23 protein-coding genes are annotated in these 25424 nt (G+C 52.0%); 8 read left to right on the forward strand and 15 right to left on the reverse strand.

Translation table 11 applies throughout. From position 1 onward, the window contains the following. Positions 1–32: 32 nt before the first annotated feature. From rsmG to RHP47_RS07045, 3 genes are all read right to left on the reverse strand, one after another. Positions 33–713 carry a 16S rRNA (guanine(527)-N(7))-methyltransferase RsmG gene (gene rsmG / locus RHP47_RS07035; RefSeq protein ID WP_310840063.1) on the reverse strand — a complete coding sequence of 227 codons (681 nt, stop codon included), beginning with the start codon at positions 711–713 and terminating at the stop codon, positions 33–35. Then, entirely contained in the window at positions 700–1035 is a 336-nt protein-coding gene (locus RHP47_RS07040) for a hypothetical protein (protein ID WP_286649450.1), read from the reverse strand. The genes rsmG and RHP47_RS07040 overlap by 14 nt, the downstream gene beginning before the upstream one ends. Positions 1036–1185: 150 nt before the next feature. Further along, a complete protein-coding gene (locus RHP47_RS07045; RefSeq protein ID WP_310840064.1) occupies positions 1186–2949 on the reverse strand; it encodes an iron uptake porin in 1764 nt (587 codons plus the stop codon). Between the two features lie 309 nt (positions 2950–3258). Here RHP47_RS07045 and radC point away from each other — a divergent pair, with 309 nt between their 5' ends. Beyond that, positions 3259–4008 carry a DNA repair protein RadC gene (gene radC / locus RHP47_RS07050; protein WP_286668544.1) on the forward strand — a complete coding sequence of 250 codons (750 nt, stop codon included), beginning with the start codon at positions 3259–3261 and terminating at the stop codon, positions 4006–4008. A 43-nt stretch (positions 4009–4051) separates the two neighbouring features. Here radC and RHP47_RS07055 read toward each other — a convergent pair whose 3' ends face one another. Continuing rightward, entirely contained in the window at positions 4052–4957 is a 906-nt protein-coding gene (locus tag RHP47_RS07055; RefSeq protein WP_286668545.1) for a polyphosphate kinase 2 family protein, read from the reverse strand. Positions 4958–5161: 204 nt separating this feature from the next. Here RHP47_RS07055 and RHP47_RS07060 point away from each other — a divergent pair, with 204 nt between their 5' ends. Further along, positions 5162–5581, forward strand: a complete 420-nt coding sequence (locus RHP47_RS07060) for a hypothetical protein (RefSeq protein WP_149819455.1) — start codon at positions 5162–5164, stop codon at positions 5579–5581. Positions 5582–5594: 13 nt separating this feature from the next. Next, complete coding sequence (locus RHP47_RS07065; RefSeq protein WP_302679207.1) at positions 5595–6770, forward strand: hypothetical protein; 1176 nt, start codon at positions 5595–5597, stop codon at positions 6768–6770. Between the two features lie 7 nt (positions 6771–6777). Here RHP47_RS07065 and RHP47_RS07070 read toward each other — a convergent pair whose 3' ends face one another. The 7 genes from RHP47_RS07070 to RHP47_RS07100 form a co-directional block, all read right to left on the reverse strand. Then, positions 6778–7359 (reverse strand): DUF1997 domain-containing protein, encoded by a 582-nt coding sequence (locus RHP47_RS07070; RefSeq protein ID WP_149819459.1) that lies wholly within the window; start codon positions 7357–7359, stop codon positions 6778–6780. A 72-nt stretch (positions 7360–7431) separates the two neighbouring features. Further along, positions 7432–9057, reverse strand: a complete 1626-nt coding sequence (locus RHP47_RS07075; RefSeq protein WP_310840068.1) for an iron ABC transporter permease — start codon at positions 9055–9057, stop codon at positions 7432–7434. Between the two features lie 71 nt (positions 9058–9128). Beyond that, entirely contained in the window at positions 9129–9983 is an 855-nt protein-coding gene (nadC, locus tag RHP47_RS07080) for a carboxylating nicotinate-nucleotide diphosphorylase (protein ID WP_315863181.1), read from the reverse strand. Between the two features lie 13 nt (positions 9984–9996). Beyond that, the gene (gene trpD / locus RHP47_RS07085; protein WP_286668547.1) at positions 9997–11016 is read right to left on the reverse strand and encodes an anthranilate phosphoribosyltransferase; all 1020 of its coding nucleotides are present in this window, start codon (positions 11014–11016) and stop codon (positions 9997–9999) included. Between the two features lie 37 nt (positions 11017–11053). Next, positions 11054–11407, reverse strand: coding sequence for a hypothetical protein (locus RHP47_RS07090; protein WP_206200216.1), 354 nt, complete (start codon positions 11405–11407; stop codon positions 11054–11056). Between the two features lie 96 nt (positions 11408–11503). Beyond that, positions 11504–13000, reverse strand: coding sequence for a cobyric acid synthase (locus RHP47_RS07095; protein WP_310840070.1), 1497 nt, complete (start codon positions 12998–13000; stop codon positions 11504–11506). After that, positions 13000–14679: an alpha/beta hydrolase gene (locus RHP47_RS07100; protein WP_286649455.1), complete on the reverse strand. Its 1680-nt coding sequence runs from the start codon at positions 14677–14679 to the stop codon at positions 13000–13002. The genes RHP47_RS07095 and RHP47_RS07100 overlap by 1 nt, the downstream gene beginning before the upstream one ends. 382 nt (positions 14680–15061) lie before the next feature. On the opposite strand from RHP47_RS07100, the gene RHP47_RS07105 reads away from it, so the two are divergent. Then, positions 15062–15793, forward strand: a complete 732-nt coding sequence (locus tag RHP47_RS07105) for a DUF928 domain-containing protein (RefSeq protein WP_302679211.1) — start codon at positions 15062–15064, stop codon at positions 15791–15793. On the opposite strand, the gene RHP47_RS07110 is transcribed toward RHP47_RS07105, so the two are convergent. The 3 genes from RHP47_RS07110 to RHP47_RS07120 all read right to left on the reverse strand — a co-directional run bounded on the left by RHP47_RS07110 (position 15790) and on the right by RHP47_RS07120 (position 18876). Then, on the reverse strand, positions 15790–16629 hold the full coding sequence (locus tag RHP47_RS07110) for a fatty acid desaturase (RefSeq protein WP_286625115.1): 840 nt from the start codon (positions 16627–16629) through the stop codon (positions 15790–15792). The two genes, RHP47_RS07105 and RHP47_RS07110, sit on opposite strands and share 4 nt — an antisense overlap. A gap of 94 nt (positions 16630–16723) precedes the next feature. Then, positions 16724–18106, reverse strand: a complete 1383-nt coding sequence (gene hemN, locus RHP47_RS07115; RefSeq protein ID WP_310840073.1) for an oxygen-independent coproporphyrinogen III oxidase — start codon at positions 18104–18106, stop codon at positions 16724–16726. 38 nt (positions 18107–18144) lie between these two features. After that, positions 18145–18876 (reverse strand): heme oxygenase (biliverdin-producing), encoded by a 732-nt coding sequence (locus RHP47_RS07120; RefSeq protein WP_149819476.1) that lies wholly within the window; start codon positions 18874–18876, stop codon positions 18145–18147. Between the two features lie 273 nt (positions 18877–19149). Here RHP47_RS07120 and acsF point away from each other — a divergent pair, with 273 nt between their 5' ends. Beyond that, complete coding sequence (acsF, locus tag RHP47_RS07125; protein WP_149819478.1) at positions 19150–20214, forward strand: magnesium-protoporphyrin IX monomethyl ester (oxidative) cyclase; 1065 nt, start codon at positions 19150–19152, stop codon at positions 20212–20214. Positions 20215–20216: 2 nt separating this feature from the next. Here the strand turns inward: acsF and RHP47_RS07130 are convergent, their stop codons facing one another. Next, positions 20217–20519 carry a DUF3181 family protein gene (locus RHP47_RS07130; RefSeq protein WP_149819480.1) on the reverse strand — a complete coding sequence of 101 codons (303 nt, stop codon included), beginning with the start codon at positions 20517–20519 and terminating at the stop codon, positions 20217–20219. 328 nt (positions 20520–20847) lie between these two features. Here RHP47_RS07130 and RHP47_RS07135 point away from each other — a divergent pair, with 328 nt between their 5' ends. The 3 genes from RHP47_RS07135 (at position 20848) to RHP47_RS07145 (ending at position 25414) form a co-directional block, all read left to right on the forward strand. Continuing rightward, positions 20848–23247 (forward strand): dynamin family protein, encoded by a 2400-nt coding sequence (locus RHP47_RS07135; protein WP_310840074.1) that lies wholly within the window; start codon positions 20848–20850, stop codon positions 23245–23247. Positions 23248–23381: 134 nt separating this feature from the next. Beyond that, positions 23382–24323, forward strand: coding sequence for a diguanylate cyclase regulator RdcB family protein (locus RHP47_RS07140; RefSeq protein WP_286625122.1), 942 nt, complete (start codon positions 23382–23384; stop codon positions 24321–24323). Between the two features lie 2 nt (positions 24324–24325). Next, entirely contained in the window at positions 24326–25414 is a 1089-nt protein-coding gene (locus RHP47_RS07145; protein ID WP_149819486.1) for a patatin-like phospholipase family protein, read from the forward strand. Positions 25415–25424 lie beyond the last annotated feature (10 nt).

Consider the following 25424-nt stretch of genomic DNA (forward strand, 5'->3'; position numbering starts at 1 on the left):
TTAAGAGTCCCCACGAGGACAAGATCACTCATTCAACCCTGACGCTGAAGGTAAACGCAGTGGCGCTGGGCATGGCTCAAGGGGGTCGTGAATGCCTGAATGTCTAGCTGTTGACTGCGGTATCGCGGCAAGAGGGTCTCTAAATGCTGGGTATCCTCGTCGCTCCATTGGCCTCGGTACAGGACTAAAATGCCCCCCGATCGCAATAGGGGCAACCCATAGGCACAACAACGAGCCACATCACCGACGGCTCGAATCAAGGCCAAATCATAGCGGCGCTCATGGGCTTCTGCCCGTCCCCATTGCGGCTGAATGTTGGCCAAACCAACACTTGAAGGGAGAGAGTGCAAAAATTTGACTTTCTTTTGGGTCGCTTCAAGGAGGGTCACTGACCAATCGGGGCGGGCGATCGCCACCGGTACCCCCGGAAAACCACCGCCACTGCCAATATCAATGACCTGTTGAATCTTAGTTCCCCAAGGTGTTCCCCCAGTAGGCTGAAGCCATGGCAAAATCCCCCGCAACGAATCCCAGAGGTGCTTCTCCCAGAAATCAGGGACTGCCGTAATCCGCGTCAAGTTGATCCCTTGGTTGGCTGCGAGGATTGCCCCATAGAAGCGTTGGAACTGTTCCTGCTGTTGGGGTGTGGGTTGCCACTGGAGGGTCTCCTGCCAAGGGAATGGCTCAAGCAATAACGGCCTAGGACTCGCCATCACCACCACTGGGCAACTCTTTCTTTGCTGTTAGCACCTCCCACGCCGCTTTGAGTCGCTCCTCAAAATCCTTGACATGGCTAGAGACGGTATCAGCATTCGACTTCAGCTCTGCGATCGCCGTTTCAAGGGCTTTTTGCACATCTGCTGGCAGGGCTTTTAACTGAGCGGCGGCAAAGCGCTGGAGAGCCGCCAGCAGTTCTTTGGCTGCTTCAATCACCTCCTCAGCACTGACGGTTTCTCCAAGGGGCTCAGGGGTGGATGACTCGGCAGCAGCAACCGGTTCTTCAGTTGTTGTGGGTGGGACTTGTTCTTCAGACATGGAGGTAGGCTCCTAAACGTACTCATTCATAACTGCACAACTGGTACCCTTACCTTAGCAAATGCTGCCTTTGATCTTTTGCGGTAACTCGAAAACAAAACCCCACCCCCCTAGGGGTAGGGCATCTATTTCCTCACTAGCTAGGGACAGCTAGAAGCTAAAGGTTGTTCGCACAACCCCCAGAAGCAGCGGCGCGTTGTTACTGTTGCTGTTGGAATTGACCACGGCAATGAGGCCAGGTGTAATTGAAATATTCCGCGAGATCGGAATACGGTATAGCCCTTCGATGTGATAGGAGTTAAAGGTTGCACCCGGTGCACCCGGTACATTGCGGACGCTAATGGTTTGCGGGGGTTGACCGATAATTAAACCGAGAACGTCACCCTTACGCCAGATGTCCGGTACAGCAAAGGTGGCGGCCCAGTTTAAGACTTCTGCTTCTCGCCGTGGGCCTGTGAATCCTTGTACCTGATAGACATTGGAGTAGCCGACCCAGCCTGCAATGTTGAATTTTTGAATGGGGCGGTAGCTAAACTGAAAGCCAAAATTGTCAGCTGCTGCATTGGCATTATTGCCAATGGGGTTGGCAGCAGAGCCGGGAAAAACGGGAAGCCCACTGCTTCCTGTTCCGCCAGCAACACTGACACCAAAGGAGCGCACATAGGTAAATCCCATGGCGAGGTTCTTCGCAGGTCGCCAGTCGAGTTGGGCCAAGGCGGCATAGGCACCGTCGAAGAGACCATTAGTATTTGGTGTATTTCGATTTGGATTAGCTGCGTTCGGTGCCTGATAGCTCAGATTTAGGGTTAGGCCAGTGCCCCGCTCTCTATTTTCAAGGAGGGTATAGCGCAGTGTTAAGCCAGCGCCGCCACCAAAGCGATAGAGGGGGTTAAAGCGACCAAACCGGCTAATGGCTCCCGTTTCATCGGACTGCAAGAGGGGGTTAAAGGTAAAGACATTCTTGTCGAAATTGCCTGCTGATGCATCAAAGGCAAGGAACAGGCGGTTGGTCAGAGGGGTGCGGTAGTAGAGGTCGTCAATGGTGAATTGGCCGCCAGTGTTGGTGTCGTAGCTGAGCCGTGCCATGTTGGTACCGGTAACAGTTCCGTAGTTAGGCATATTGGCCGCCTGAATGCGCACCCGCAGGACATCCTTACCATAGAAGCTGGTGTCAAAGTTCAGCCGAGCGCGGTAGGTAGCAACGGTATTGTCCTCGATGGTGGGCCCGCGATTGGGAACAGCGTTAGCGGCAACGGATTGGGTGCCCGTGAGGACATCGGACACATTGAAGATGACTGAAGCGCGTAGTTTAGTAGTGGTGGCAAATCGAGTCGCTTCAAGGTTAGCAACGCGGCCTTCCAGATTCGTCACCCGTCCCTTGATCACGGCTAATTCGCTACTAAACTCCTCCGCCAGCCGCTGAAGTGTAGCTAGATCTTCCTTGCTGGCAAAGCGATCGCTGATCACATCCAAGCAGGCGTTCAAGGCTGCAGCCATCTCAAAGCGTGTGGCGGCACGGTTGCCGCGAAAGGTGCCATCGGGATAACCGGCAATGCAGCCATATTTCTCCACCAGTGAGGCCAAGGCTTGATAGGCCCAGTCCGTGGGGCGCACATCCGAGAGTTGATTCACTGAGGTCACTTGCGGCATTGTCCGCTGCATTCCCAAAGACGGCGCGGGGGCAGGGAGTCGGGGAGCTTGAGCCTCTAAGTCCGCCACTGCTGGCACTTGTGCGACTTGCAAGGGTGATTTTACTGAACGAGTGACTTGTTGCAAGTCATCATCAAGGAATCTAGAGGCACTCACATCACTCGTATGGGGTGTGTCTTGCAACTGATTCGCAGCTAATGCCGCTGACATTCCCCAAGCAGGAGCCAAAGCTAGCCCCAGCCAGACCGCGATCGATCTCGCCATTATTCACTCCTCAATCATGATCAAAGTATCTGCAAGCCTCGATTTATAGGATATTCAAGGGCAATCGGGCGATCGCCCCCAGCACTTCTGAACAGGCAACTCTCACCTGCCCCCTAGGAAAAGTTAGGAGTAGATTCGCAATACGTTCATTGAGGCTGAACAGAGGAAAACGGTTTCTTTACTTTCTTTAGCTTGAACTACTTGCAAATAAAAGTCAACTACTTCTTGCAAATTTCTCTAAACCAGTCCCAACGCTGCCGCAAGCAAATCTTGATATGCTTTTTAGCAATTCCCTTGATCGCTGCTGTCATGTCCTACTCCCTCCGTGTTGCTGATCTGCCCGTCGGCGATCGCCCCCGTGAAAAGCTACTCAGCCAAGGTGCCCGCTATCTCAGTTCCGCAGAACTGTTGGCGATTTTACTGGGGACTGGTCAAGGGGCGGGCAAACTCTCAGCCGTGGGCTTAGGACAATTTATCCTCAAACAGTTGGGGGAGCGCAGTGGTAACAGTACCGATGCCGTGAGCCTTTTACGCGACATTACCCCAGAGGAATTGATGGCCATCCCTGGTGTTGGCCCCGCCAAAGCCACGACCATTCTGGCGGCTGTGGAGTTGGGGAAGCGGGTCTTTCAGTCGCGACCGGGGGAGCAAACGATCATTGATAATCCTGCCCTTGCTGCCGCTGTCCTCAGTACTGATCTCATGTGGCAACCGACGGAACGCTTTGCCGTTCTCTTGCTGGATGTGCGCCATCGCCTATTGGGGTCTCATGTGATTACCGTGGGAACCGCCACAGAAACCCTTGTCCATCCCCGCGAAGTTTTCCGTGAAGCGGTGCGTCGCAATGCGAGCCGCCTGATCATTGCCCACAACCATCCCTCAGGCAATCTCTCTCCCAGTCAAGCGGATCTGGACTTAACCAAACAAATTCTGCAAGCGGGACAAATTATGGGCATTCCGGTGCTTGACCACTTAATTCTCAGCAATGGCGATTACCAAAGTCTCCGGGAAACAACCTCCCTATGGCAAGAGGTTCCCCAAGGGGATGGATCTGCCTAAGGATGTTCCCAAGCTCCTCGATTTCGGGAGGCAGTGGCAGCCGTTATTCCTCGTCGTCAGGTTCGTTTTCCAGTAATGCCTTGGCTTCCAGTAACTGCTCTTTGTGGGCTTCACTAACAATTGGGTAGTGCAGGTTGAGACTCGCCAATTTTTGATAAATGAAGTGAGCCACCATCAGCCGCGCAAACCACTTGCGATTGGCGGGAATAATGTGCCACGGTGCCCAGTCGGTACTAGTGTGGCGAAAGACATCGGCATAGGCCGCTCGATAGTCGTCCCAGTGGGCGCGATCGCGCACGTCATCAATCGAAAATTTCCAGTTCTTTTCCGGGCGACTAATGCGCTCCAAAAAGCGTTTTTTTTGCTCTGCTTTGGAGATATTCAGGAAAAACTTGAGGATGAGAATGCCATTGCGGGTTAAGTAACGTTCGTAGTGATTAATGTCCTCAAAGCGCTCTTTCCAGATGTGCTTGGTCTTGGTTTCGGGGGGAAGTTGCTGGCGATTGAGCAAATCGGGGTGCACCCGCACCACAAGAACTTCTTCGTAATAGGAGCGATTAAAAATACCAATACAGCCTCGCTCTGGCAATGCGCGGTTGGCTCGCCACAAAAAGTCATGATCCAACTCCTCGGCACTCGGTGCCTTAAAGCTATACACCTGACAGCCTTGGGGGTTAATGCCACTCATGACGTGTTTGATCGTGCTGTCTTTGCCCGCTGCATCCATTGCTTGGAAAATAATCAGCAGCGCATAGATATTCTGGGCATAGAGAACATCTTGGTAAGCGGCTAGCTTCTTAATCCCAGCAGCAAGGAGTTCTTGGGCTTCGGCTTTGCTTTTGAGGCCAGCGGTATCCGCAGGATCATAGTCCTGCCAGTGAAATTTCTCCCCCACGGGAACAATGTAGCGATCGGGGTTAATTTGGTCGAGAAAATCTTGGGGAATCATGATCAAGAGGGGTTGCGGCAGAACTGTATCCTAGCTTACATTCTCTCATTGCAGAAAAAATCGAAATATCCCCCTTTCGCGGCTATCTTTAACAAATTGTATAAGTCACAGGCAAAACAGAATTCTCTTTGTATGCTGTATCAGTAGGCGAGCGATCGCTCGCCATCGAATCATTTTCTGTCGTTTGCGTTTTGGACAGCCACCGTGGCTCCGATTAAACCTCACAAACTGGATCTCGATGCAAGTTACCCCTGCCCCTGTCGTCGCCAAGGGGAGTTGATGCCGATCGCCCTCACGGAAGCTTTTGGCTGTCGGCGCTGTCAGCAAATTTTTGTCGTCCGTCCCGATGGCTTTTCCATTGAGCAGTTGGCCACCACCTATCCCTACAAGCGAGCGTGGTATTGGACAGGATTGCAGTGGAATCAGTTGCAGCGGGGCTTCTCAGAAAGCTATTGGTATTTTGCGATTGGCCTGAGCTTCTTTTTATTGATGCCTATTCTCCTCTGGCTGCCCTTACTTCTACAATTGTCCTTAAAACCTGAAGGGCTGCTATGGATCATTGCCTCCCTGCTGATTGCACTGATGCCGGCATTTCTAGTCTGGATTGCCCTCTCCCGTCGTTGAATGCGCTACGGCCATGTTGCCTGAGCCGCTAAGGGGGGCGCGGGTCGCCAGTACACACCTCAGCCAAGTTAGCTATGCCCTCCGTCAGGACGCTCTTCGGCGATTGATTGAGGAGTTGGCAACAGCAGAACCCCTCCTGTTGGAGCAAAATACGCTCGATCTTGAATCTAGCCGCGATTTAGCAGTGTCCCAGATTGTTCTTGGCTGGCTACGGCTGACCCATGAGCGCCTGCACCGTATTCGCCAGTGGCTAGAGCACCTCTACCATGCTGCAGATCCATGGCAGCAATCATTGCCAACGCGACCCGAGCGGTTTCAGTATGCCGTGCCCCTAGGGGTGGTGGCCTTGGTCTATGAAGGGCTACCTACTTTAAGTTTGATGCTGGCGGGCATGGCCCTCAAAACGGGAAATGCCCTTGTGCTCTGGAGTGGTGAAAGTAGCCGCTATACTGCTGGGGCGATCGCCAGTCTCATCGAGGCCGCCCTAAGTAAAACTAGTCTGCCCAAAGCCACCATTCAAACCCTCTCCCTGAGTCCAACCAGTTGGCTTGCGGATCCCGTCGCTGTTGATCTCGCCCTTGTCTATGGCCGCTCCCGCTTTGTGGCCGAGCAACGCGCTGCTGCTCGCTGTCCCTTGGTCTCTCTTTCCCTTGGGAATACCTATCTGGTTTGGGATGGTTCGGTGTCGCCAGAGAGTGTCCTCAACTGTATTCAGCACAGCCACCAAGCCAATCCCGATCGCGCCCTTGCCATTGAAAAGGTCATTGTGCTCGGTAATGTCAATCCCTCCCATCTGGCATTTGTGATCAATGAACTGACCCAAGCGGGCTACAAGCAGGGGGTGGATGAGCACTTACACCGCAACTATCCCGAAATTCCCCTCGTGGACGCCAGTGAGTGGCCGCTCCCCTATCTGGATCAACGCTTGGCGTGGCACTACGAAGAGGATCTCACCGCCGCAGTGCATTGGATTCACCAGTATGGCAGCGCCGCCAGTGGGATTATTGCCAGCAGCTACGAAGACTGCCGTGCCTTTTATCAGCAGGTGCAAACTCCCCTTGTCTTTGTCAATCGTCCCCCCCAACTAGAGCGCTTGGATGCCTTGGCCATTGGTGCTGCTGCAAGGGGTTTTCAGCGGGGACTCTTTGGCCTTGGGCAATTACTCAGCACCAAGCAGGTCTATCTGTAGGGAAGTTTTAGCTGGAACTGACAGGGACAGGCGTGAGCCAATCGCCACTGCCATTGGTTTCCACTTCCGTGAGCCAGCGTTGATAATCGGCGACAAGGTGTTGACTGAGGCGTTGTTTCATCGTTAACAGAACGCTCTTGAGTAAGCCATTGCCGGTGGCTTCGAGAATCGGGCGCGGTGTGAGATCCAAAGGCGGCGGAATATCCACGCCCACCTGCAAGTCAGCTAGACCAATCAAATCCGTGCCGTTTGCCGTTGCTTGGGGAGACAAGTAACCTTCGAGGGCAAGGTGGAAGCGGCGATTAATGTAGTCCACCCCCCGAATTTCACAGCCGAGGGAGCGCAATTGTAAAGAGCCATCGCTATTAGCATGGACAGCCAGATCCACCGTGGGCTGCAAGCTGACCATGAGAAAGTTAAGGGGACGCATCTTGAGGCGAAAGCGATCGCTACCCAAAAATTCCACTCGGGTTGGATCGGTGAGGGCATAGACAAGCCGCTGGGGTTGGCGCAGGTAGTGCTGCAAGGGAGCCGTGGGTGTTTCAATACTGAGGCGCACAGATTGGCTGGCCTTAAATTCTAAGTACATAGCACACCTAGCGAACGTTGTTTCTAATGTAACGAATTATTAAGAAGATTGGTAAACGGTAAACCGAACTCCCTAATCTGCCCAGCGGGTTTGCCGTCCCAGCCAAATGACCGGAATGAGACCGACGACCACCAAGGCCAAAGCACTTAAGGCGGCTTCGGGAAGTCGCTCATCAGAGGCAAAGCGGTAAACCTGTATGGCTAGGGTATCAAAGTTAAAGGGACGAATCACCAATGTTGCAGGCAATTCCTTCATCACATCGACAAAGACCATCAGGGCAGCGGTAAAAAGGCCGGGCACCATCAGCGGCAAGTGAACCGTGCGCAGAATATTCCAGGGCGATCGCCCCAATGTCCGCGCCACCTCATCCAAGGACGGACGAATCTTCACTAGGCTGGCCTCCACACTGCCCAAGGAAACCGCCAAAAAGCGTACCAAGTAGGCATAGATCAGGGCTGTGATTGTGCCACTGAGAATCAAGCCCACTGCCACCCCCCACAGGTGCTCAGTGACATCGTTAATGACGTTATCTAGCCACCCCAAGGGCATGAGAATCCCCACCGCAATCACCGTACCGGGAATGGCATAGCCCATCGCCGCAATCTGTGTTCCCCAACGCACCCAAACCGTTGGCAGCAAGCGATGCCCATAGGCCAAGAGCAGGGCAATGCCCACCGCCAAAACCGCAGAGAGGGTGGCCAAAATCAAGCTGTGGCTGGCGTGTTCTAAAAATTCACGGCTGAGGTGCAGTTGTTGGTAGCTGATGGCCAAGTAGAGGAGTAACCCGCCGGGGAGTAGAAGACCAAAGAACACCGGTAGGGCACAGACCAGCCAAGCCAAAGCGGCTCGCCAGCCTTTGAGCACGTAGGGAATGGGGCGATCGCCCCCGCGATTGTAATAGCGTGCCTTGCCCCGAGACCATTTCTCCACGAGCAGCAGGGCAAAAACAATCACCACCAAAACTGAGGCCAACTGCGCCGCCGCCACGCGATCGCCCATGCCAAACCAAGTGCGGTAAATGCCGACGGTGAAGGTATCCACACCAAAGTACTGCACAGTACCAAAATCATTGAGGGTTTCCATGAGGGCGAGGCTTGTACCCGCAGCGATCGCTGGCCGAGCAAGGGGCAGCGCCACCGTCCAAAAGCTGCGCCAAGGCCCACAGCCAAGGGAACGACTGGCCTCTAAGCTACAGGTGGCCTGCTCCAAAAAGGCTACCCGCGCCAAGAGAAAGACATAGGGATAGAGAACGAGGGTGAGCATGGCGATCGCCCCGCCAAGGGAGCGGATATTGGGAAACCAGTAGTCACCGTAGCCCCAGCCTGTCACCTCCCGTAGCCACCCCTGAATGGGACCTTCAAAGGCGAAAAACTCCGTATAGGTATAGGCCAAAACATAGGCGGGTGCTGCCAAGGGGGTTAACAGTAGCCATTGCCACCAGCGCACCCCCCAAAACTGACAGTTGGTGACCAGCCAAGCAGTACTGACACCAATGACAATCACCCCTGCTCCCACCCCCAACATCAGCCAGAGGGAGTTGAGTAAATAGTCGGGTAAAACGGTTGTGGCCAAATGGTGCCAAGTGTCACCCGTATTCACAAAGAGTTGACTGAGAATGACCAAAATCGGTACCGCAATCACCACTGCAATCAGCGACACCACTAACTCCCAGGGTTTGAGCTGAACCAGCTGCGGCATTCTCATGGATTTCAACATCGGGCAACCTCCCAAAATAGGTACTAACGTTGTGGGCAAGAGGTGGACAGGACTCAAAGAATGGTCAAACTAAAGTCTAGCCAAGGGGAACGCGTGATCATCGCGCTGGTGGAGATGTAGTCTACCCCCGTCAAGGCCACCGAGCGCAAGGTTTCCAAGGTGATATTGCCAGAGGCCTCAATTTTAATGTGGGGAGCTGCAGCACGAATCAAGGCCACGGCTTTTGCCATCTCTGGAATCGGCATATTGTCGAGCATGATCCCATCCACCCCAAGGGAAACCGCTTCACGCACCTGCTCTAGGGTCTCGGTTTCCACCTCAATCGCCAAGGGAAAGGGACTGGCTTGGCGGACTTTTTCAACCGCAGCCGTGATGCCCCCCGCTGCCACAATGTGGTTGTCCTTGATCATAATTGCATCGTCAAGGCCAAAGCGATGGTTGACACCGCCCCCCACCGCCACTGCATATTTTTCTAACAGGCGCAGTCCGGGCGTTGTTTTGCGGGTATCGACGAGTTGCGTCGGCAAGTCAGCAATTTGCTGGGCATAGGTATGGGTGAGGGTGGCAATGCCACTGAGGCGCATCAAGCAATTGAGGGCCAGCCGTTCGCCAAGGAGTAAGGTTTCTAGGGGAGCTTCAATGCGAGCAACAATTGTCGGCGCCTCACAAAGGGTGCCCTCAGCCTGCTCGTAGGTAAATACTACTGCTGCTGTCAGGCGTTGAAACACCCGCTCCACAATGGGCAGACCGGCAATCACTCCCTGACTTTTGAGACGGATGTGGGCTTTTCCTTGGCGATCCTGAAGATGCAGGGCTTGGGTGGTGCGATCGCCCCGACCGATGTCCTCCTGTAACCATTGATCCAAGAGGGGATCTAAAACACACCAAGGGGGCAAATAGGCAGACACCACAGAGGTTTTCCTAGGATTGGTTAGACAGTGTAACAAGTGCCTGTAGCTTGTCCCAGGCGGCACCACTGGCCAGAATTGCCTTTGCCCGATCCACCCCTTCCCACCAATCTTGAACGACTGCTGCCACGTAGAGAGCTAAGGCGGCATTGAGCGCCACCACATCCTGCTGAGCCGTTGTGCCTTTGCCCTGCAGAACTTGGGTAAGAATCTCGGCATTGGTCTGGACATCTCCTCCAGCCAGATCCCTCAGGGGGGCACTGGCGAGTCCCAAGGCTTGGGGATCAAGGACTTCTTGGCGCAGCGATTCCTCAGGGCTACTAAACATGACAAGATCGGTCATATTGCCGAGGGTGGCTTCATCCACTCCTTCGCGACCATAGAGGACAATCCCGCGTTGGCGTCCGAGACGTTGGAGGGCGCCGGCCATGGCTTCAAGATAGCGATCGCTAAAGACACCAATCACCTGCCCTGTGGGGTGGAGCGGATTCACCAAAGGACCGAGGAGATTAAAGACGGTGCGAATTTTCAGGGTACGGCGCAGGGGAGCCACGGCTTTCATGGCGGGATGCCAACCGGGGGCAAAGAGAAACGTAATCCCCACTTCCTTGAGCAAAAAGGCGGGATCGCTGTGAGCAAGATTGATCCCAAGGCACTCAAGGACATCCGCTGAACCGACGCGGCTAGAGACGGAACGATTGCCGTGCTTAGCCACTTTGACACCGGCTGCTGCGACAACAAAGGCAACCGCTGTGGAGATATTAAAGGTACCCGCGCGATCGCCCCCGGTGCCGCAGGTATCAATGAGGGGTTCGGCTAAATTTAGCGGCGCACCAGCGGACTGCGCCAACAATACCTTGGCCATGCCCGTGAGTTCCTCAACTGTCAGCCCCTTGAACTGGAGTGCCGTGAGAATGGCACCGGCGAGGGCATCGGGAATTTCTGCTGCCAGCCATCCTTGCATTAACTGGGTGGCCTGCTCTTGCGTCAGGGCTTGGCGATCGAGGAGTTGTTGGAGCAGGTCAGACCACATTGAACTGTGTCGGCAGAGAATCGAGACTGAATTAGACTTAATTGAGTTGTTGCTGGCGCTGACGTGCCTGCCAATAGTGCATCGGTAAGCAAAGCAGCGAAGAGGTGGTGAGCAAAAAGGCCAAGAGTGCGGTGATTTTGCACATTTGACCTAAATCGGTGCCTTCTAATGGTACAGCGATTTGCAGACCCCGCGCACCACAATAGACGAGCCAATAGACAAAGATCATGCGCCAGAGGGTTTCACCATAGGCCTCTTGGGGGGAAGACTCCCGCAGGGGACATTGTTTTTCCTCTTGATAAGCTGTGTACAAGAGCCAGCTTAAGCCACTCAGGGCGGCGATCGCTGAAACAATTAAGATTCCCACTGACCAAGAAGCAGCCACTGTCATTGTTCTTTTGCACTCCCTATCATCAGCACATCGTTCCTCAGTCTAGGGGAGTCATTTGCAAGGGATGACAATTGCTAACAATTTGAAATTTTTACATCAACATAATTTACAAATGCTCCCTAGGTTCAGGTGAGCCATCACGGCTTCTGTAAGTTGATCCAGTGCAACAGTCCGTTGCTCGGCATAGTGGGGAATGGCTGTGGGTAGGGGGGGCAGTTGACGGCGCGATCGCAACCCATTCAGCCAATGGCGGCGCCAAGCACCATTTTCCAATAGCCCATGCAGGTAGGTGCCCCAAAGCGTGCCCGCTGTGTTAACAAGGCCGAGTTCTGAAGCAGAAAAAAGGGGCTGCCAACCGTTGAGATCACCTGTGTATTCACTTTGGCCTTGGTGAATTTCATAGCCCACGATCGGCTCAGGACAGGGGAAATAAATGGATTGGGTTTGTTGTTGCTGGGTACATTTGCTTACCCCCAATTGCGTGTGCAGTGGCATGAGTCCCAGTCCTTTATAGGTGCCGGGGCAGCCCTCTAGGCCTAGAGGATCGCTGATGGTGATACCCAAAATCTGCCACCCACCGCAAATACCGAGAATGGTTCCCCCTTGGGCAGCGTAGGCTTGTAGTTGCTCTGCCATGCCCGTTTGCCGTAGGACGTGGAGATCAGCAATCGTCGTTTTCGTCCCCGGCAGGATCACGGCATCGGGTTGCCCCAAGGGACGATGGGGGGGTAGAAACTCAAGGGAAACACTGGGTTCCGCTAGGAGGGGATCCACATCGGTGAAGTTGGCAATGCGCGGCAGCCGAATGACGGTGATTTTGAGGTCGGCGCCTTGGCGTTGGGGACGCGGATCCCACAGATCGAGAGAATCCTCGGCAGCGTAGTGGTGCTCGAGCCAGGGAATCACCCCTAAAACCGGTACTCCTGTAGTCTCCTCTAGCCATTGCACACCACTGTCAAGGAGCGATCGCTGGCCACGAAATTTATTAATGACAATCCCCTGAATGAGCGATCGCTCAGCAGGATCAAGAAGCATCAATGTCCCGACAATATGGGCAAAGACGCCCCCCCGATCAATATCCGCCACAAGGATCGTCGGTGCCCCAAGATAGGTGGCCACCCGCATATTGGTGAGATCGCGGTGCTTGAGATTGACTTCTGCGGGTGACCCTGCACCTTCACACACAATCCAGTCAAAGCGTTGTCGCAGATCCGCCAAGGCCTCGGTAATCGCCTGCCAACCCCGCTCAAAATAGTCCCGATAGTAGTCTGCTGCTTGGGTGACCCCCGCCACCTGCCCCTTGAGAATCACTTGGGAGGTCATGTTGCCTTGGGGCTTGAGGAGAATCGGGTTCATCGCCACTTCGGGTTCTATCCCTGCCGCCCAGGCCTGCATTGCTTGGGCATAGCCAATTTCACCGCCCTCACGGGTGACGTAAGCATTCAAGGCCATATTCTGTCCCTTAAAGGGAGTGACACGGTAGCCCTGCTGCGCCAGCCAACGACAAATCACCGCTGTGAGGAGAGATTTACCCACATGGGACGTGGTTCCCACTACCATCAGGGATTTAGCATTCACAGTCGAGTTGATCATTACTTCGCTGCCTGTGGAACCTTTTCCAACAGTTCTGGAGCTAGGGATTGGGTCAGGTTCAGGCCATGGGTGGGCGAACTCAACGCCATTGCTGCGGCCGGTGTCAGCCATTGCCGTGCCTGTTCATCCCCTAGAAGGTGCAAGCGTAAAAAGGCTAAGCTCAATCCTCGCAGATAGGTGCGCGATCGCGGGGGCATGGCACCGACAAGTGACTGGGGCACAGGCAACACCGGTTCATTTTGACCCGCCTCACCAATGGTTGAAAAATGGGTGGCATCGTCTATCAACACCAAGTAGCGATCGGGCGTCGTCAGCCATGTAAAGGGATAAATTTGCTCCTCGACCGCTGGGGCGATCGTATCGTCACTGGCAGCCACAAACATAACGGGAATTTTCAACTGCCTCAAGGATTCAGGACTAAAGACAGCACTGGTAATCGGGTTAACAGCAATCACCGCTTGCACACGGGGATCCTGTAGGGAATAGACCTTTGGTGGTAATGCTTGCGCTTGGCATTGGAGCAGCAGTGACACATTAAACGAGTCGAGAACACTTCTTGTGCAATGTCGCCGCAGTTGTTGAAAATCCAACGGTGCGCCCGCGAGGGTGAGAGCCGTGTAGCCGCCAAAGGACTGACCAATCATTGCCACCCGCTCCAAATTTAGCCGCCCTGCCCAAGGATAGAGTTGCTCAGGAAATGTCCCTAAACGATTGAGGACAAACGTGACATCGAGGGGGCGATCCAGAAATTCTTGGGCCGCCATCCTTGGACTGACATAGCCCATGGGAAAGGACAGTACCTGCCGGGTCGAGCTACCAACGTGCTCAAGGGCAATCACCGCAAAACCGTGGGAGGCCAGATGTTGACACAAATAGCGATAGCTGTAGCGACTTGCCCCCAGTCCATGGGAAACAATGACCACTGGAACCCGCTGTCCCGCAGGAACGATGGGTAGATAGAGATCCGCTGCAATGGGGCGGGAATGTCCCGTCAACTGCAACCGCCGAGGCGATTCATCCACTGCTGTCCAAGGCATCTCTAGCCACCGCCAAGGCCCCGGTTGGAGCAGTGATTGCACACTGGCAGGAATAGATTCTGGCTGATTTGCGATCGCCTGTTGACGAACAACATCCAGAATTGTCTCTGTTTCGCGGATTGTCTGCTGGAAGTTTTTGAGAATCACGAGTCCTTCCTTGAGGTCAAAGCGGATACTGCGGGAGGGGTAATGGCGCATCACACTCAACGCGGTGAGACCCTTGGGATCAGTGGCAGCGAGAATCAGGGCTGATCGCAGGGCAAGGGCATTTTCTTGACGGCTTTGGGTTTCGAGGATCCGACCCGCTTGCACCATCAATTCTTGACCTAGGGGGGAGTACAACAGTTGGGCAACAGCCACGGGGGACAATCGCAGCCGTTCTTGTAAGGCCAACCGCAATTGCTGCTGATGCACAGGCGGCAATAACCGTAAATAGCTGGCGAGTTCTGGGGAGGCTTGGCCAGTGGTAGCAAAGCGTTCTAAATCAGCAATGGGGAGCGATCGCTCCAAAGGGCCATAGCGAAAAATAATCCGTTCTGCTGCCGTTGCCGACAGCCCCCTTGATCCCGCCAAAAAGATGCTGAGACCCGCCACAACACTGAGGGGGGGCAAGAGAAACCACTTAAGGGAGAGAGTGTTCACAGCGAGGAGTCACGCAACACCACTAGATCAAGAAATTTAGAAAAGTAGTGGGAACAGCGCTCAGCGCAAAAATTCTATAGGTACTTTCCAGTATAGAGATAGCCCTTTGCTAATATGCCTGCTGCTGACATCATGCCCGCGCCACTTTGGAACTGCTAGGGTGCTGTCCTCGTCTGGAAAACTACTCAGGTTGTGAGCCAGCGCAATACCAGTACGTGATGGACATCATCACCCTCTCGTTGGCGCTATCACCCCGCAGCCCACACCCAACTCCTATGGTAGTAGTGTGGCAGGTAGGGAAATGACCAAAGATTAACGATAAGCCCCCCTAACACTTCCCGCTACCGCTTTTCATTAAGGATCTTGACCTATGAAACGCCTTATGTTCACGTCACTGCGATATTTCGTTCCTTGGAGCTTGGCCGTACTCATCCTCGATGCGGGTCTGAGTTGGGCGGGATTCACGCCCCCGAAAAACCTATCCCGGCCGGGGAATCGGGAGGGGGCAGCCACTCGCGGCGTCTGTAGAGTGCAAACAGCGGCGAACGAACCGGATTTAACCGCCTTAGTACCAGCAAGCAATATTGGTTTAACGGCAGCCAATCGTCCCACGTTTTACTGGTATTTACCCGCCAATAATTACCAAGCTCTGGAGTTTGCCCTCTTTCAGAACCTTGCCGATGGGACGCAGGTGCAAATTTACAAGCAGCAGTTTCCGATGGCCCATCGCCCGCGCCTAGACAGTATTACGTTGGCGGGTGACGTACCGCCCCTACAGGAGGGGGTGGATTACCGCTGGACGGTGAGTCTCATTTGTAATCCCCGGGATCCTGATCCATCACAGATTCGCTTTGTGGAAGGTTGGGTACAGCGGGTGGCACTACCAGCGACCTTGAACAAGCAACTGCGCCAAACCAGTCCTGTAGAACGCTATAACCTGCTGGCTAGCCATGGTCTGTGGTACGATGCCCTCGAGACATTGGTCAAACTGCGGCAGCAACAGCCAACTAACCCCAAGGTGAATGCCCTGTGGACAGAGTTAATGACCGCTGAGGAGGTTGGCCTCAAGCGCCTGAGCAATTTGGCGATCGCCCAACGGAGCCGAGGCAATTAGGACAATGCTGTGGGCGGGGGCAACTGTACCTTAGAAGCAAGACCCAGTCCTTGGAGCGTGCGAATCACCCACCATGTGGGATCCACTTCCCACCAGTACCAGCCGGCCTTGGCCACGTGGGGATAGGCGTGGTGGTTGTTGTGCCAACCTTCACCATAGGTAAGGAGTGCTGCCCACCAGAGATTGCGGGAGTTATCCGGCGTATCGAAGCGGCGGTAGCCCCATTTGTGGGTCACGGAGTTGATAAACCAAGTGCTGTGCCAGAGGAAGACCGCCCGCACAAACATCCCCCACAGCAGCCATGACCAACCCCCTAGGCCATAGAGCAGCAACGCAAGGGGCACTTGCAGCAGCAAAAAGTAGCGATCGAGCCAGCGGTAAAAGGCATCTCGTGTCAAATCCGGGGCATAGCGGGCATACTCCTCAGCATCAAAAAATTGGCGGTGGGGATAGACCAGCCAGAGCATATGGCTCCACCAAAAGCCCCGCCGCGCTGAGTAGGGATCTTTGACTTCATCTTCGGTGTGGGCATGGTGCAAGCGGTGACCGGCAACCCAAAAAATGGGACCTCCCTGCATGGCCAAGGCACCCAAAACAGCAATGATGTACTCCAGCCACTGGGGCACTTGAAAACTGCGGTGACTCAAGAGGCGATGGTATCCCAAGCAAATGCCGATACTACCAAAGAGCCAGTGCAGAAAGATGGTGACCGCCAAGGCTGACCAAGAGAAAAAGAAGAGGGCAACTACGGCTAAGCCATGGACCGTCGTTAAAAAAAGCACAAAAGCCCAATTGAGGCGGGCAGTTTCAGGTTGGAATTCTAGGGATGATGACATGGGCACTCCTCAACACCGTGTGCAGATTTAGACGCAAGTTGAAATCAAGTGTAATCTAAAGAATTTGAGCCACCAAGACAATCCTCGGCTGAGCCTAAATGGCCTTAGAAAATGTCTTACCAGATTTGTGTTGCAGGTAGGTATCAAAGAGGGCAGCCACATTGCGAATTAGGAGCCGACCCACAGAGGTAACTTCCACGCGATCGCGCCCCAAGTGAATGAGACCATCGGCAGCCAATTCCTGCAGTGCAGTTAACTCAGGAGCAAAGTGGGTATCAAAATCGAGATTGAACTGGCGGGCGATCGCCCCCTTGTCCAAGGTAAATTGACACATCAGCTCCATGATGATGGTGCGGCGCAGCACATCCTCAGGGTGTAATTGAATCCCGCGTTCTGTGGCCAATTGCCCCGCCGCAATGTTACTAAAGTAGGTGGCTAGATGCTTCTGATTTTGGGCATAGGCCTGCTGCAACATGCTAATTGAGGTGAGACCAAAGCCAATCAAATCTGCAGGGGGCAGGATCGTATAGCCCTGAAAGTTGCGCTTGAGGGTTCCAGCTGCTTGGGCGATCGCCAGCTCATCGGTGGGCTTAGCAAAGTGATCCATGCCAATGTACTGATAACCTTGGCTAGTCAGCGTTTCAATGACCCGCTGCAAAATGGCCAGTTTGGTCGTGCCATCGGGTAGGGTAGCGGGGTCAATTCGCTTTTGGATGGGTTTCAAATTGGGAAGATAGGCAAAGTTAAAGACCGCAATGCGATCGGGGTCAAGGCGCACTGTTTTGGCAATCGTGGTTTCAAAAGATTGCACCGTTTGAAAAGGCAGGCCATAGATCAGGTCAATGTTGACACTCTCAAACTCGGCAGCGCGAATCCACTCCATCACTTGAAACAGCCACGTCTCTGGCTGCACCCGATTGACGGCAAGTTGAACTTGAGGATCAAAGTCTTGCACACCAAAGCTGATGCGGTTGAAGCCCAGATCGCGCAAGCGAAAGAGATACTCGCGGTTGATATAGCGGGGATTGACCTCAATGGAAATTTCGGCATCCTTGGCAAATTCAAAGTGGTGGGTGAGCGTCCGCCACAAAGATTCCACTTGGTCAATGGTGAGATAGTTGGGGGTACCGCCGCCCCAATGCATTTGAACCACTGGACGAGTGCGATCCAGCCGTGCCGCCACTTGGGCAATTTCCTCTGCTAAGGCATCCAAGTAGGTTTTGGCAATGGTTTGGCTTTGGGTGACGATGACATTGCAACCGCAAAAATAGCAGGCGGTCTGGCAAAAGGGAATATGCACGTATAGGGACAGAGGCAGATGCCCTTCGTTACTCCGCAGCAGTTCCCGTTGGAAACAGTGGCTATCAAAGTCAGCAGTAAACTCGGCAGCCGTGGGGTAACTGGTATAGCGGGGCAAGGGGCGATCGTATTTTTGCAGTAGTGCCCCATCAAATTGAATCGGCTGAATCACACTCATGGATATTTGCAAGCTCCTAACAAGATCAACAGTGGGCCTTAAACGGCAACGGCTTCAGGACGGGGTTGCTCCCGCCGACTGGGCTGATTCTCGATCACCACGGACTGCCACATCTGATCGCCAATGGTGGCTTTTAACTCCGACTCAAGGGCGTGCATGAGGTTGCAGTTGAGGGCAAAGGCAAAGTTGGCTTCCTTGACAATGCGGGCGATCGCGACCTCATCGAGGCTGAGGCTATCCAAGGTTTCCCGATAGCGCTGCTTAAAGGCTTTCTTGTCTTCTGGGGTTGGCAGGGCTGGAAACTCGTAAAAGGCGGTGCCCTTGCCTGCGGGGAGGGTCAACTGCGAACGCACAATTTTGCTGAGGGCTTGTCCCCCAGAGAGATCCCCCATATAGCGGGTGTAGGAATGGGCAATGAGCAACAGAGGATCACTTTGGGCGAGGTCATGAATACGACTGAGGTAAACGCGGGTGGCCGTGAGGGGGGTAATCTGATCGCGCCAATCCTCGCCATAGTAGAAGGCCAAGTCTTCGGCCAGTTGGCCACTGCGGTTCAGTTCGGGGAAGTACATGGCTCGCAGGCGATCGCCCGTAGCACTGGCTAAGGCAGCTTCGAGGTCGGTGTACACAAAGTAGAGATTGGCCAAGAACTGGCGGAAGAGGCTCGGCGTAATCAACCCGCGGACAAAACATTTCATGAAGGCGGTGTGTTCGGCCAAGGTGTGAGCCTCAGCAGTTCCTTCCCGCAGCGCAAGAGAGAGCACGGTCATACCTGTAACTCCTGAAATCAGTTTTAACAATCTTTTTTGAGGCAAAGCCATCCTGCCAGCGGCGAATGGCCGTGGGCTGAACGGGGGCAGAAGGGCAAACTAAGGGTGAGTATTACTTTTTGACCATATGGCTGTCAAGTGAAACTTCAAAAAACATTACAAAACTGCCTACTTTTGCAAAATCGTCAAGACGGTTATTGACCGTCCTGAGGGATATAGTATAGTAAAACGGTATGACCTACATAGGTTTAGTTCTATAGGAGTGAACAGCTTATGGTGGCGATCGCCCCCAATCCCGATGCGAGTCAGAGCGTTAAAACCATTCGTGAAAACCTTTTAACCCCCCGCTTTTACACAACAGATTTTGAACACGCAGCAAAACTTGACCTGAGTCGCCAGCAGGAACAACTCGAAGCAATGTTGGCGGAAATGCGGGCAGACTACAACCGCCATCACTTTGTCCGCGATGACTCCTTCAAAGGCACATGGGACACCTTGGATGCAGAGACCCACAAAGCCTTTATTGATTACCTTGAGCGTTCCTGTGTCTCTGAGTTTTCAGGGTTTTTGCTCTTTAAGGAACTCTCGCGCAAGCTGAAGAATCGCAACCCCCTCTTGGCGGAAATCTTTCACCTCATGGCACGGGATGAAGCGCGGCACGCAGGGTTTCTCAACAAGGCAATGATGGATTTTGGCCATGCCATGGACTTGGGCTATCTCTCCAAGGCGCGCACCTACACGTTTTTCCCCCTGCCATGGGTGCTCTACACCGTCTATCTATCGGAGAAAATTGGCTACTGGCGCTACATCATCATCTACCGTCACCTAGAAAAGCACCCCGAACATTCCTTCTATCCCCTCTTTAACTACTTTGAAAGTTGGTGCCAAGACGAAAACCGCCACGGCGATATTTTCAAGGCATTGATCCACTCCCAACCCCAATTGATTCAAGGCTGGGGTGCCAAACTATGGATGCGCTTCTTCCTGCTGACGGTGTTTGCCACCCATACGCTGACGGTGCATGAGCGTGCCAAATTCTATGAAGCCCTTGGTCTTGATGCCACGGAATTCGATCGCGAGGTCATTGCCAAAACCAATGAAACGGCCGCTCGCACCTTCTCGGTGGTGCTCAATGTCGATCACCCTGACTTTTATCCGCGGCTGCAACGCTGTGTCGAAATCCATAAAAAACTCCAAGCCATTGAAGCCAGCAATCAACCCAAGTGGCTGAAGGCCTTGCGGAAGCTTCCTCACCAGTTGGCGATCGCCGGCCACCTGTTACGCCTGTATCTCTTGCCCCCCGTCAATGCCCAACAGGAATGGGGCACCGTGCACTAGGGCTAAAGCTCCTCTTGGCGAAAACGGTTGAGCAGTTCCACCAGCAGCTCTTGGTTGGCCTTGGGAATCAGGCGATCGAGGGAAAGGGACTGCTGACCCCCGCCAAGGGGAACTGAAACCTCTTGCAAGACACTCGTGACCTGTGCCGAATTAACCTCCCCCTGCTCTAGGAGGGGCAAAAAGGCTTCGGCGAGGGGGGTTGCCAGCTTTGCATCAGCGAGATACAGATGCCATTTGGCCACATCCATATAGATATCACGGCCAATTTCAGCCGCAAGACGTTCAATTAAGGGGGTACGACTCATTTAGAACACCGCTTTTTCATTCACTCTATTTGTACCAGTCAAAGGGGGCGATCGCTAAAACAGACCGATCATGGGATAGTAATCGGGAAAACACCTGTGGACAAGGATCAGGCTCACCCATAGAAGGCCAATCATTAATTTTTGTTAAGAACTAAAACCCTAACAGTCTTTTCCCTAAGTGCTGAATGCGCTCAAAGCAGCCAAAATCAATGGTTACAGGGAGCATGTCCTTTTTCTTTTAGGAAAGAGCTGTAGATTACAACAGTTTTTATTCTTTGTGCTACCATAGGCATCAGTTCTCTTTTAATTGCTCTTAATTGCTGATTGTATGGCTACAGCTATCTCCTCCGGCATTCCCCAAGACATTCAGCCAAGTGAAACTCTATTAGAAGACTTGCGCCAGGATGTCATTCATTTGCTGAAACAGACCGTTGGCATTGTTGAACGCTACAACAGCCTCCATAAAACAGCAGAGAGGGATTCATCTCAAGAAAAAACAGAATTTTCAGGTACAGCAGCGATTCGGCAAGCCCTCACCAACGTTGAGGAAATGGCTCTACGCATGGCCGTGGTCGCCCCCATGAAAGCCGGCAAATCCACGATTATCAATGCAATTGTCGGTCAACCGCTTTTGCCTGCCCGCAATACTGCCATGACCGCTACTGCAACGGAAATCGTTTTAGATACAAACTACCCTGAACCTGTTCTCTTTGTCCCCGAAGAAACCCTCGCTTTATTCAAAAAGGCAGCGGTGAAAATCCGCCAAGAATACAATAGGAACGGTGACAACGTTAAAGCTAAGTTACAGAAATATCCTCATCTTTACACCACATTTGAAAACATTATCAGGAATGACGGCACTTTGTTCAAAGAAGAAACAACAGGTGTCGAAAGTGTGCGTGAAGCCCTGCAACTAATGAATGATTTGGTACGTTTAGCCAGCCAAATAGTTCCTGCCTACAACCCTGTAAAGCGGATGCGGGAGCTACCCCAGATCAGAGTAGCACCTTTTACCTCTGAAGGCGAGGCTATCAACACCGCTTTGGGCAACCTTGTGATTATTGACACTCCAGGTCCTAACGAAGCAGGCGAGAACTTAGAAATCAAGAATATTTTTGCTGAACAACTTGAGCGTAGTAGTCTCATTTTGGTTGTCCTAGACTTTACCCAGCTCAAGACCGAAGCGGCTAAAAGTGTTCAAGAAACCGTTCAGGCAATTGCTGAGATTCGTGGTGGAACTGAAAATATCTATGCCCTCGTAAACAAAGTTGATCAACGACGCACAGGGGATATGACTCCTGCAGAAGTGCGGGAGTTTGTGCAGCAGGAATTTAGAATTCCTAGCTCTCATGTTTTTGAGCTATCTGCCCAACGGGCCTATTGTGCTGCTCGTTTCCTGAAGCAGCATGACTTAGGAGAAGACTGGCGGACTCGACCTGAAGCCAGAGATTTGGCAAGAGAAATTCTTGGGGATGACTGGGAAGAAGACTTAGAAGATATTGACAAAGACGCGTTTACTAAGAAAGCTAGAAAGCAGTGGTATGAACGCTCAGGATTTTATCAGTTTTTCACTAAAGTGATTAGTGAACTCATTAAAATTGCTGCACCGAAAGTAATCAGAGAATCTCTAAACATCACTCACGGCTTTATTCATAAGCTTCTTGAAGACATTAATTTGCGAAAAAGAAGCTATCAAGCAGCCCTAGGTACACTTGAGAATGAAATTAAGCAACTAAATCAAGATATTAAGAAAATTGAAAATTCGGCTAATCTTTTGAATATTATCGAGGAGTATCAAAAAGAAATTAAGAATCAGGTTGCCAGTGAAGTCTCTGAATTGAAGAACAAGGCAAGAGCAGACGTTAGTCATCTTTTTTCTCAAAAAGAGTATGAGCAGGCTGATGTTCTCAAAAAAGTAATGCTTTTTCTCACAGACTTTGCACACAAATTAACCAACGACAAGTCTCGTGAGGATCATTTAAGGATTCCTTTTAGCTCAAGGCATGACGCTGAAGATTTTCAGGGAAAAATATTTAACCTAGTTTCACAAGAAGCAGAAAAGTTTTTTGGTGATACCCAGAAAAAGATTGAAAAATTTGTAGGAGAAAAAATCCTTGGATTAAAGAAAGAAATAGAGGAAGAAACTCAGCCTATCCTAGAAAAAGCAAGAGAACGACTCCAGATGACTTTTAATGTGCAATTAAGCCTTCCTGATTTTCAGGTTTCAAAGGCTAGTTTTGGCAATTCTGAACTTCGACCCGAACCTTTAACTAGGACTGTCAATAAATTTCGAAAAGTGGAAAGGAGATTTTGGTGGCACTGGCTTTGGCTAATTCCTTATGAAATTTATACAGAGACTATTCAAGAATATGTAGTCTATCTCAATAAAGTCGTTGAGGAAATCAATCGACAAATAGACACCCAAGCGAATCAAATAGAACAAGAAGTTAATAATTATTTAGAAAACGGTTTTAAAGTAGAAGCAGAACAATACATCGAGTATCTCAGTAGCTATCTCAAGGATTATCGAACAACCCTGATTGAGAGCCAAGAATATCAGAGAAAGTCTGCTGTTGAAAAAGAAGAAGTGATGAAGCAACTAGAGCAACTCGAGGAGGATGCTCAAAAAGCGAAGTGTGATATTCCAATTTATTCGCGTCGAGTAGAGGAAGTTCTGGAAAATTATGGTTCTTCCTGCGATTCACCAGCAAATTTCTCTAATCAGTGATTAATTTAGCTTTCCTTGCCGTACAGTGTCAACACTTTTTATCTTTTATGCTAACCTAGCCCCCAGTACTCCCTGACTGCAGATGATGCCGATTTATTTATGTCGATTAAAGTACTTTTTGCGTTGTAGATTCTATGAATTACTCAGCCATTGAAGAGCGAATCCCTCTTGCCAATGATCAACTACTGATTGATTTAGCTAACAGCATTCACACGAATCAGTCTTTGATAGCGTATCGCGCCAATCGAGGTTTTTGGGGTAGGCTACTGGATAGTTTAACAGGTCGCACTTACCAGCAAGATACCCTTCTTGCCCAAAACTTGACCCGAGGACAGGAAGCATTACTGAGCATTACCAATGAACTGATTGAAAAGCTGCAATTTAATGAGTATGCCCTTGTCACTACGCAACACTCTCTCCGAGAAACTCGTGAATGTCTTGTAGCTACGCAGCACTCTCTCCGAGAAACTCGTGAGGGGCTTAATCACAACACGCAGGCATTGAATAGTTTATTGAATAGTTTAATTGAGACCTGCGATCGCAAGTTTCAAGAGCAAGAGAAACGCATTGCTACCCTTGAACGGCGAGTGACGGCACGGGAAGATTTCGATCGCATTTTCTCTCTCTGGCGAAGTGGCCAAAGCTATCACGATCTCCCTTGGGCTATCCAAATCTTATTTTTAGCCCGCGAAATCTACAACAGTTCCATTGCCTACCTAGAACTTGAACAACAAGTCACTTATTATCGCGACCTACTGGTGAATGAAATTTTGGCGCACCAGCGGCACGACTTACCCAAGCATTTCTTCAGTACCGCAACGCTGCTAAAAGTAACTCGGCAAGCAACAGCACAAGAGGATACAGAGATCGTTTACGACATTCTGGCGAGTTGCCGCTATTCAGACTCCTATCCCTTGCTGCACAATATGTCAGCACTATACTGCCAACAGCAGCCTTCCTTTGTCCCTCAGCACCCTCCTTATACCCTAGATGCCAAAGAAGTCATTCAACGGATTGTTCATGAAACTGCCGCTGCAACGTTGCATTCCCTCCAGTCTCTGAAATCCAAGGAGTGATTATGCTAAACACTGGTTCAAAAGTTGGTTTAGTACTCACGGGTGGTGGTGCCAAAGGGGCTTACCAAGTGGGGGCACTGCGCTACCTCGCTGAACAGGGATTTGAACCGCACATTATTGCAGGTACCAGTATCGGTGCCCTCAATGGCGCCATCATTGCCAGCTATCCCCAGCAATTGGCTCGGGGTGTGAGCAAGCTCGAGGAGATTTGGCGTGAGATTGGTGCCGCCAATATCATCTCCGCCAACCCCAACTGGCTCAGCATTCTCATCAGCTATGGCATCCAATCTGCCTTACCTGAATTTGGGGGATGGATCAATACTTTTTTGACAGTGACGGGGATTCTCCCCAAATGCCATTCCGTCTTTGACCCGCGCCCGATCGAAGAACTTGTGCGCTCCTATGTAAACTACAACCAACTGAAACGGGGTACGGAGCTTTGGGTAACGGTTTTTCCCTCATTGCAAATTCCGGGTCTGGGCTATAACCTGTTGATGACATTGATTGACATGTGTCGCGTTTGGACAGGCACAAAAGCTGAGTGGCTGCGGGCACAGGATATGGATGACCCAGAGACGTTATTGAACTTGCTGCTGGCGAGTGCGGCCATTCCTTTGGCCTTTCCGCAGCGACAGGTCAATGGTCAAACCTATGTGGATGGGGCACTTCAGGATAATGTGCCCTTGGGAGCGTTGGCGCAGCGGGGCTGTACCCATGCCATTGTCATTCACCTTGAGGATGGGGTGCCTTGGAATCGTTATGACTTCCCTAATTTGACGATCATTGAGATTCGACCACAGACAGTGCTGAATACTTCAAACACGGTTGTACTGGGGAGTCTAGAAAGCTTGCTCGATTTCCGGAGCGATCGCATTGCCGCCCTGCAAGCACAGGGGTATGCCGATGCCAAGGCAGCCATTGAGCCGATCCTCACCCTTGTGCAGAACCTGAGAACCCTGCGCCAAACTCATGGGGAGTTAAAGGCTTCTACGGCAGCACTCTTGAATCCCGATGAGTTAAAAACCTCTACAGCAGCACTGCTCAATCACAACGTTACTTTAAAATCAATACCCCCCATGGTTGATCCATAGGGGGTCATCA

It is taken from the genome of Thermosynechococcus sp. QKsg1 (genome assembly GCF_031586415.1).
Classification (GTDB): domain Bacteria; phylum Cyanobacteriota; class Cyanobacteriia; order Thermosynechococcales; family Thermosynechococcaceae; genus Thermosynechococcus.

Coding starts and splice junctions, on each gene's coding strand:
- rsmG (WP_310840063.1), bottom strand. CDS start 713: ATGGCGAGTCCTAGGCCGTTATTGCTTGAGCCATTCCCTTGGCAGGAG.
- RHP47_RS07040 (WP_286649450.1), bottom strand. CDS start 1,035: ATGTCTGAAGAACAAGTCCCACCCACAACAACTGAAGAACCGGTTGCT.
- RHP47_RS07045 (WP_310840064.1), bottom strand. CDS start 2,949: ATGGCGAGATCGATCGCGGTCTGGCTGGGGCTAGCTTTGGCTCCTGCT.
- radC (WP_286668544.1), top strand. CDS start 3,259: ATGTCCTACTCCCTCCGTGTTGCTGATCTGCCCGTCGGCGATCGCCCC.
- RHP47_RS07055 (WP_286668545.1), bottom strand. CDS start 4,957: ATGATTCCCCAAGATTTTCTCGACCAAATTAACCCCGATCGCTACATT.
- RHP47_RS07065 (WP_302679207.1), top strand. CDS start 5,595: ATGTTGCCTGAGCCGCTAAGGGGGGCGCGGGTCGCCAGTACACACCTC.
- RHP47_RS07070 (WP_149819459.1), bottom strand. CDS start 7,359: ATGTACTTAGAATTTAAGGCCAGCCAATCTGTGCGCCTCAGTATTGAA.
- RHP47_RS07075 (WP_310840068.1), bottom strand. CDS start 9,057: ATGCCGCAGCTGGTTCAGCTCAAACCCTGGGAGTTAGTGGTGTCGCTG.
- trpD (WP_286668547.1), bottom strand. CDS start 11,016: ATGTGGTCTGACCTGCTCCAACAACTCCTCGATCGCCAAGCCCTGACG.
- RHP47_RS07090 (WP_206200216.1), bottom strand. CDS start 11,407: ATGACAGTGGCTGCTTCTTGGTCAGTGGGAATCTTAATTGTTTCAGCG.
- RHP47_RS07095 (WP_310840070.1), bottom strand. CDS start 13,000: ATGATCAACTCGACTGTGAATGCTAAATCCCTGATGGTAGTGGGAACC.
- RHP47_RS07105 (WP_302679211.1), top strand. CDS start 15,062: ATGTTCACGTCACTGCGATATTTCGTTCCTTGGAGCTTGGCCGTACTC.
- RHP47_RS07110 (WP_286625115.1), bottom strand. CDS start 16,629: ATGTCATCATCCCTAGAATTCCAACCTGAAACTGCCCGCCTCAATTGG.
- hemN (WP_310840073.1), bottom strand. CDS start 18,106: ATGAGTGTGATTCAGCCGATTCAATTTGATGGGGCACTACTGCAAAAA.
- RHP47_RS07120 (WP_149819476.1), bottom strand. CDS start 18,876: ATGACCGTGCTCTCTCTTGCGCTGCGGGAAGGAACTGCTGAGGCTCAC.
- acsF (WP_149819478.1), top strand. CDS start 19,150: ATGGTGGCGATCGCCCCCAATCCCGATGCGAGTCAGAGCGTTAAAACC.
- RHP47_RS07130 (WP_149819480.1), bottom strand. CDS start 20,519: ATGAGTCGTACCCCCTTAATTGAACGTCTTGCGGCTGAAATTGGCCGT.
- RHP47_RS07135 (WP_310840074.1), top strand. CDS start 20,848: ATGGCTACAGCTATCTCCTCCGGCATTCCCCAAGACATTCAGCCAAGT.
- RHP47_RS07140 (WP_286625122.1), top strand. CDS start 23,382: ATGAATTACTCAGCCATTGAAGAGCGAATCCCTCTTGCCAATGATCAA.
- RHP47_RS07145 (WP_149819486.1), top strand. CDS start 24,326: ATGCTAAACACTGGTTCAAAAGTTGGTTTAGTACTCACGGGTGGTGGT.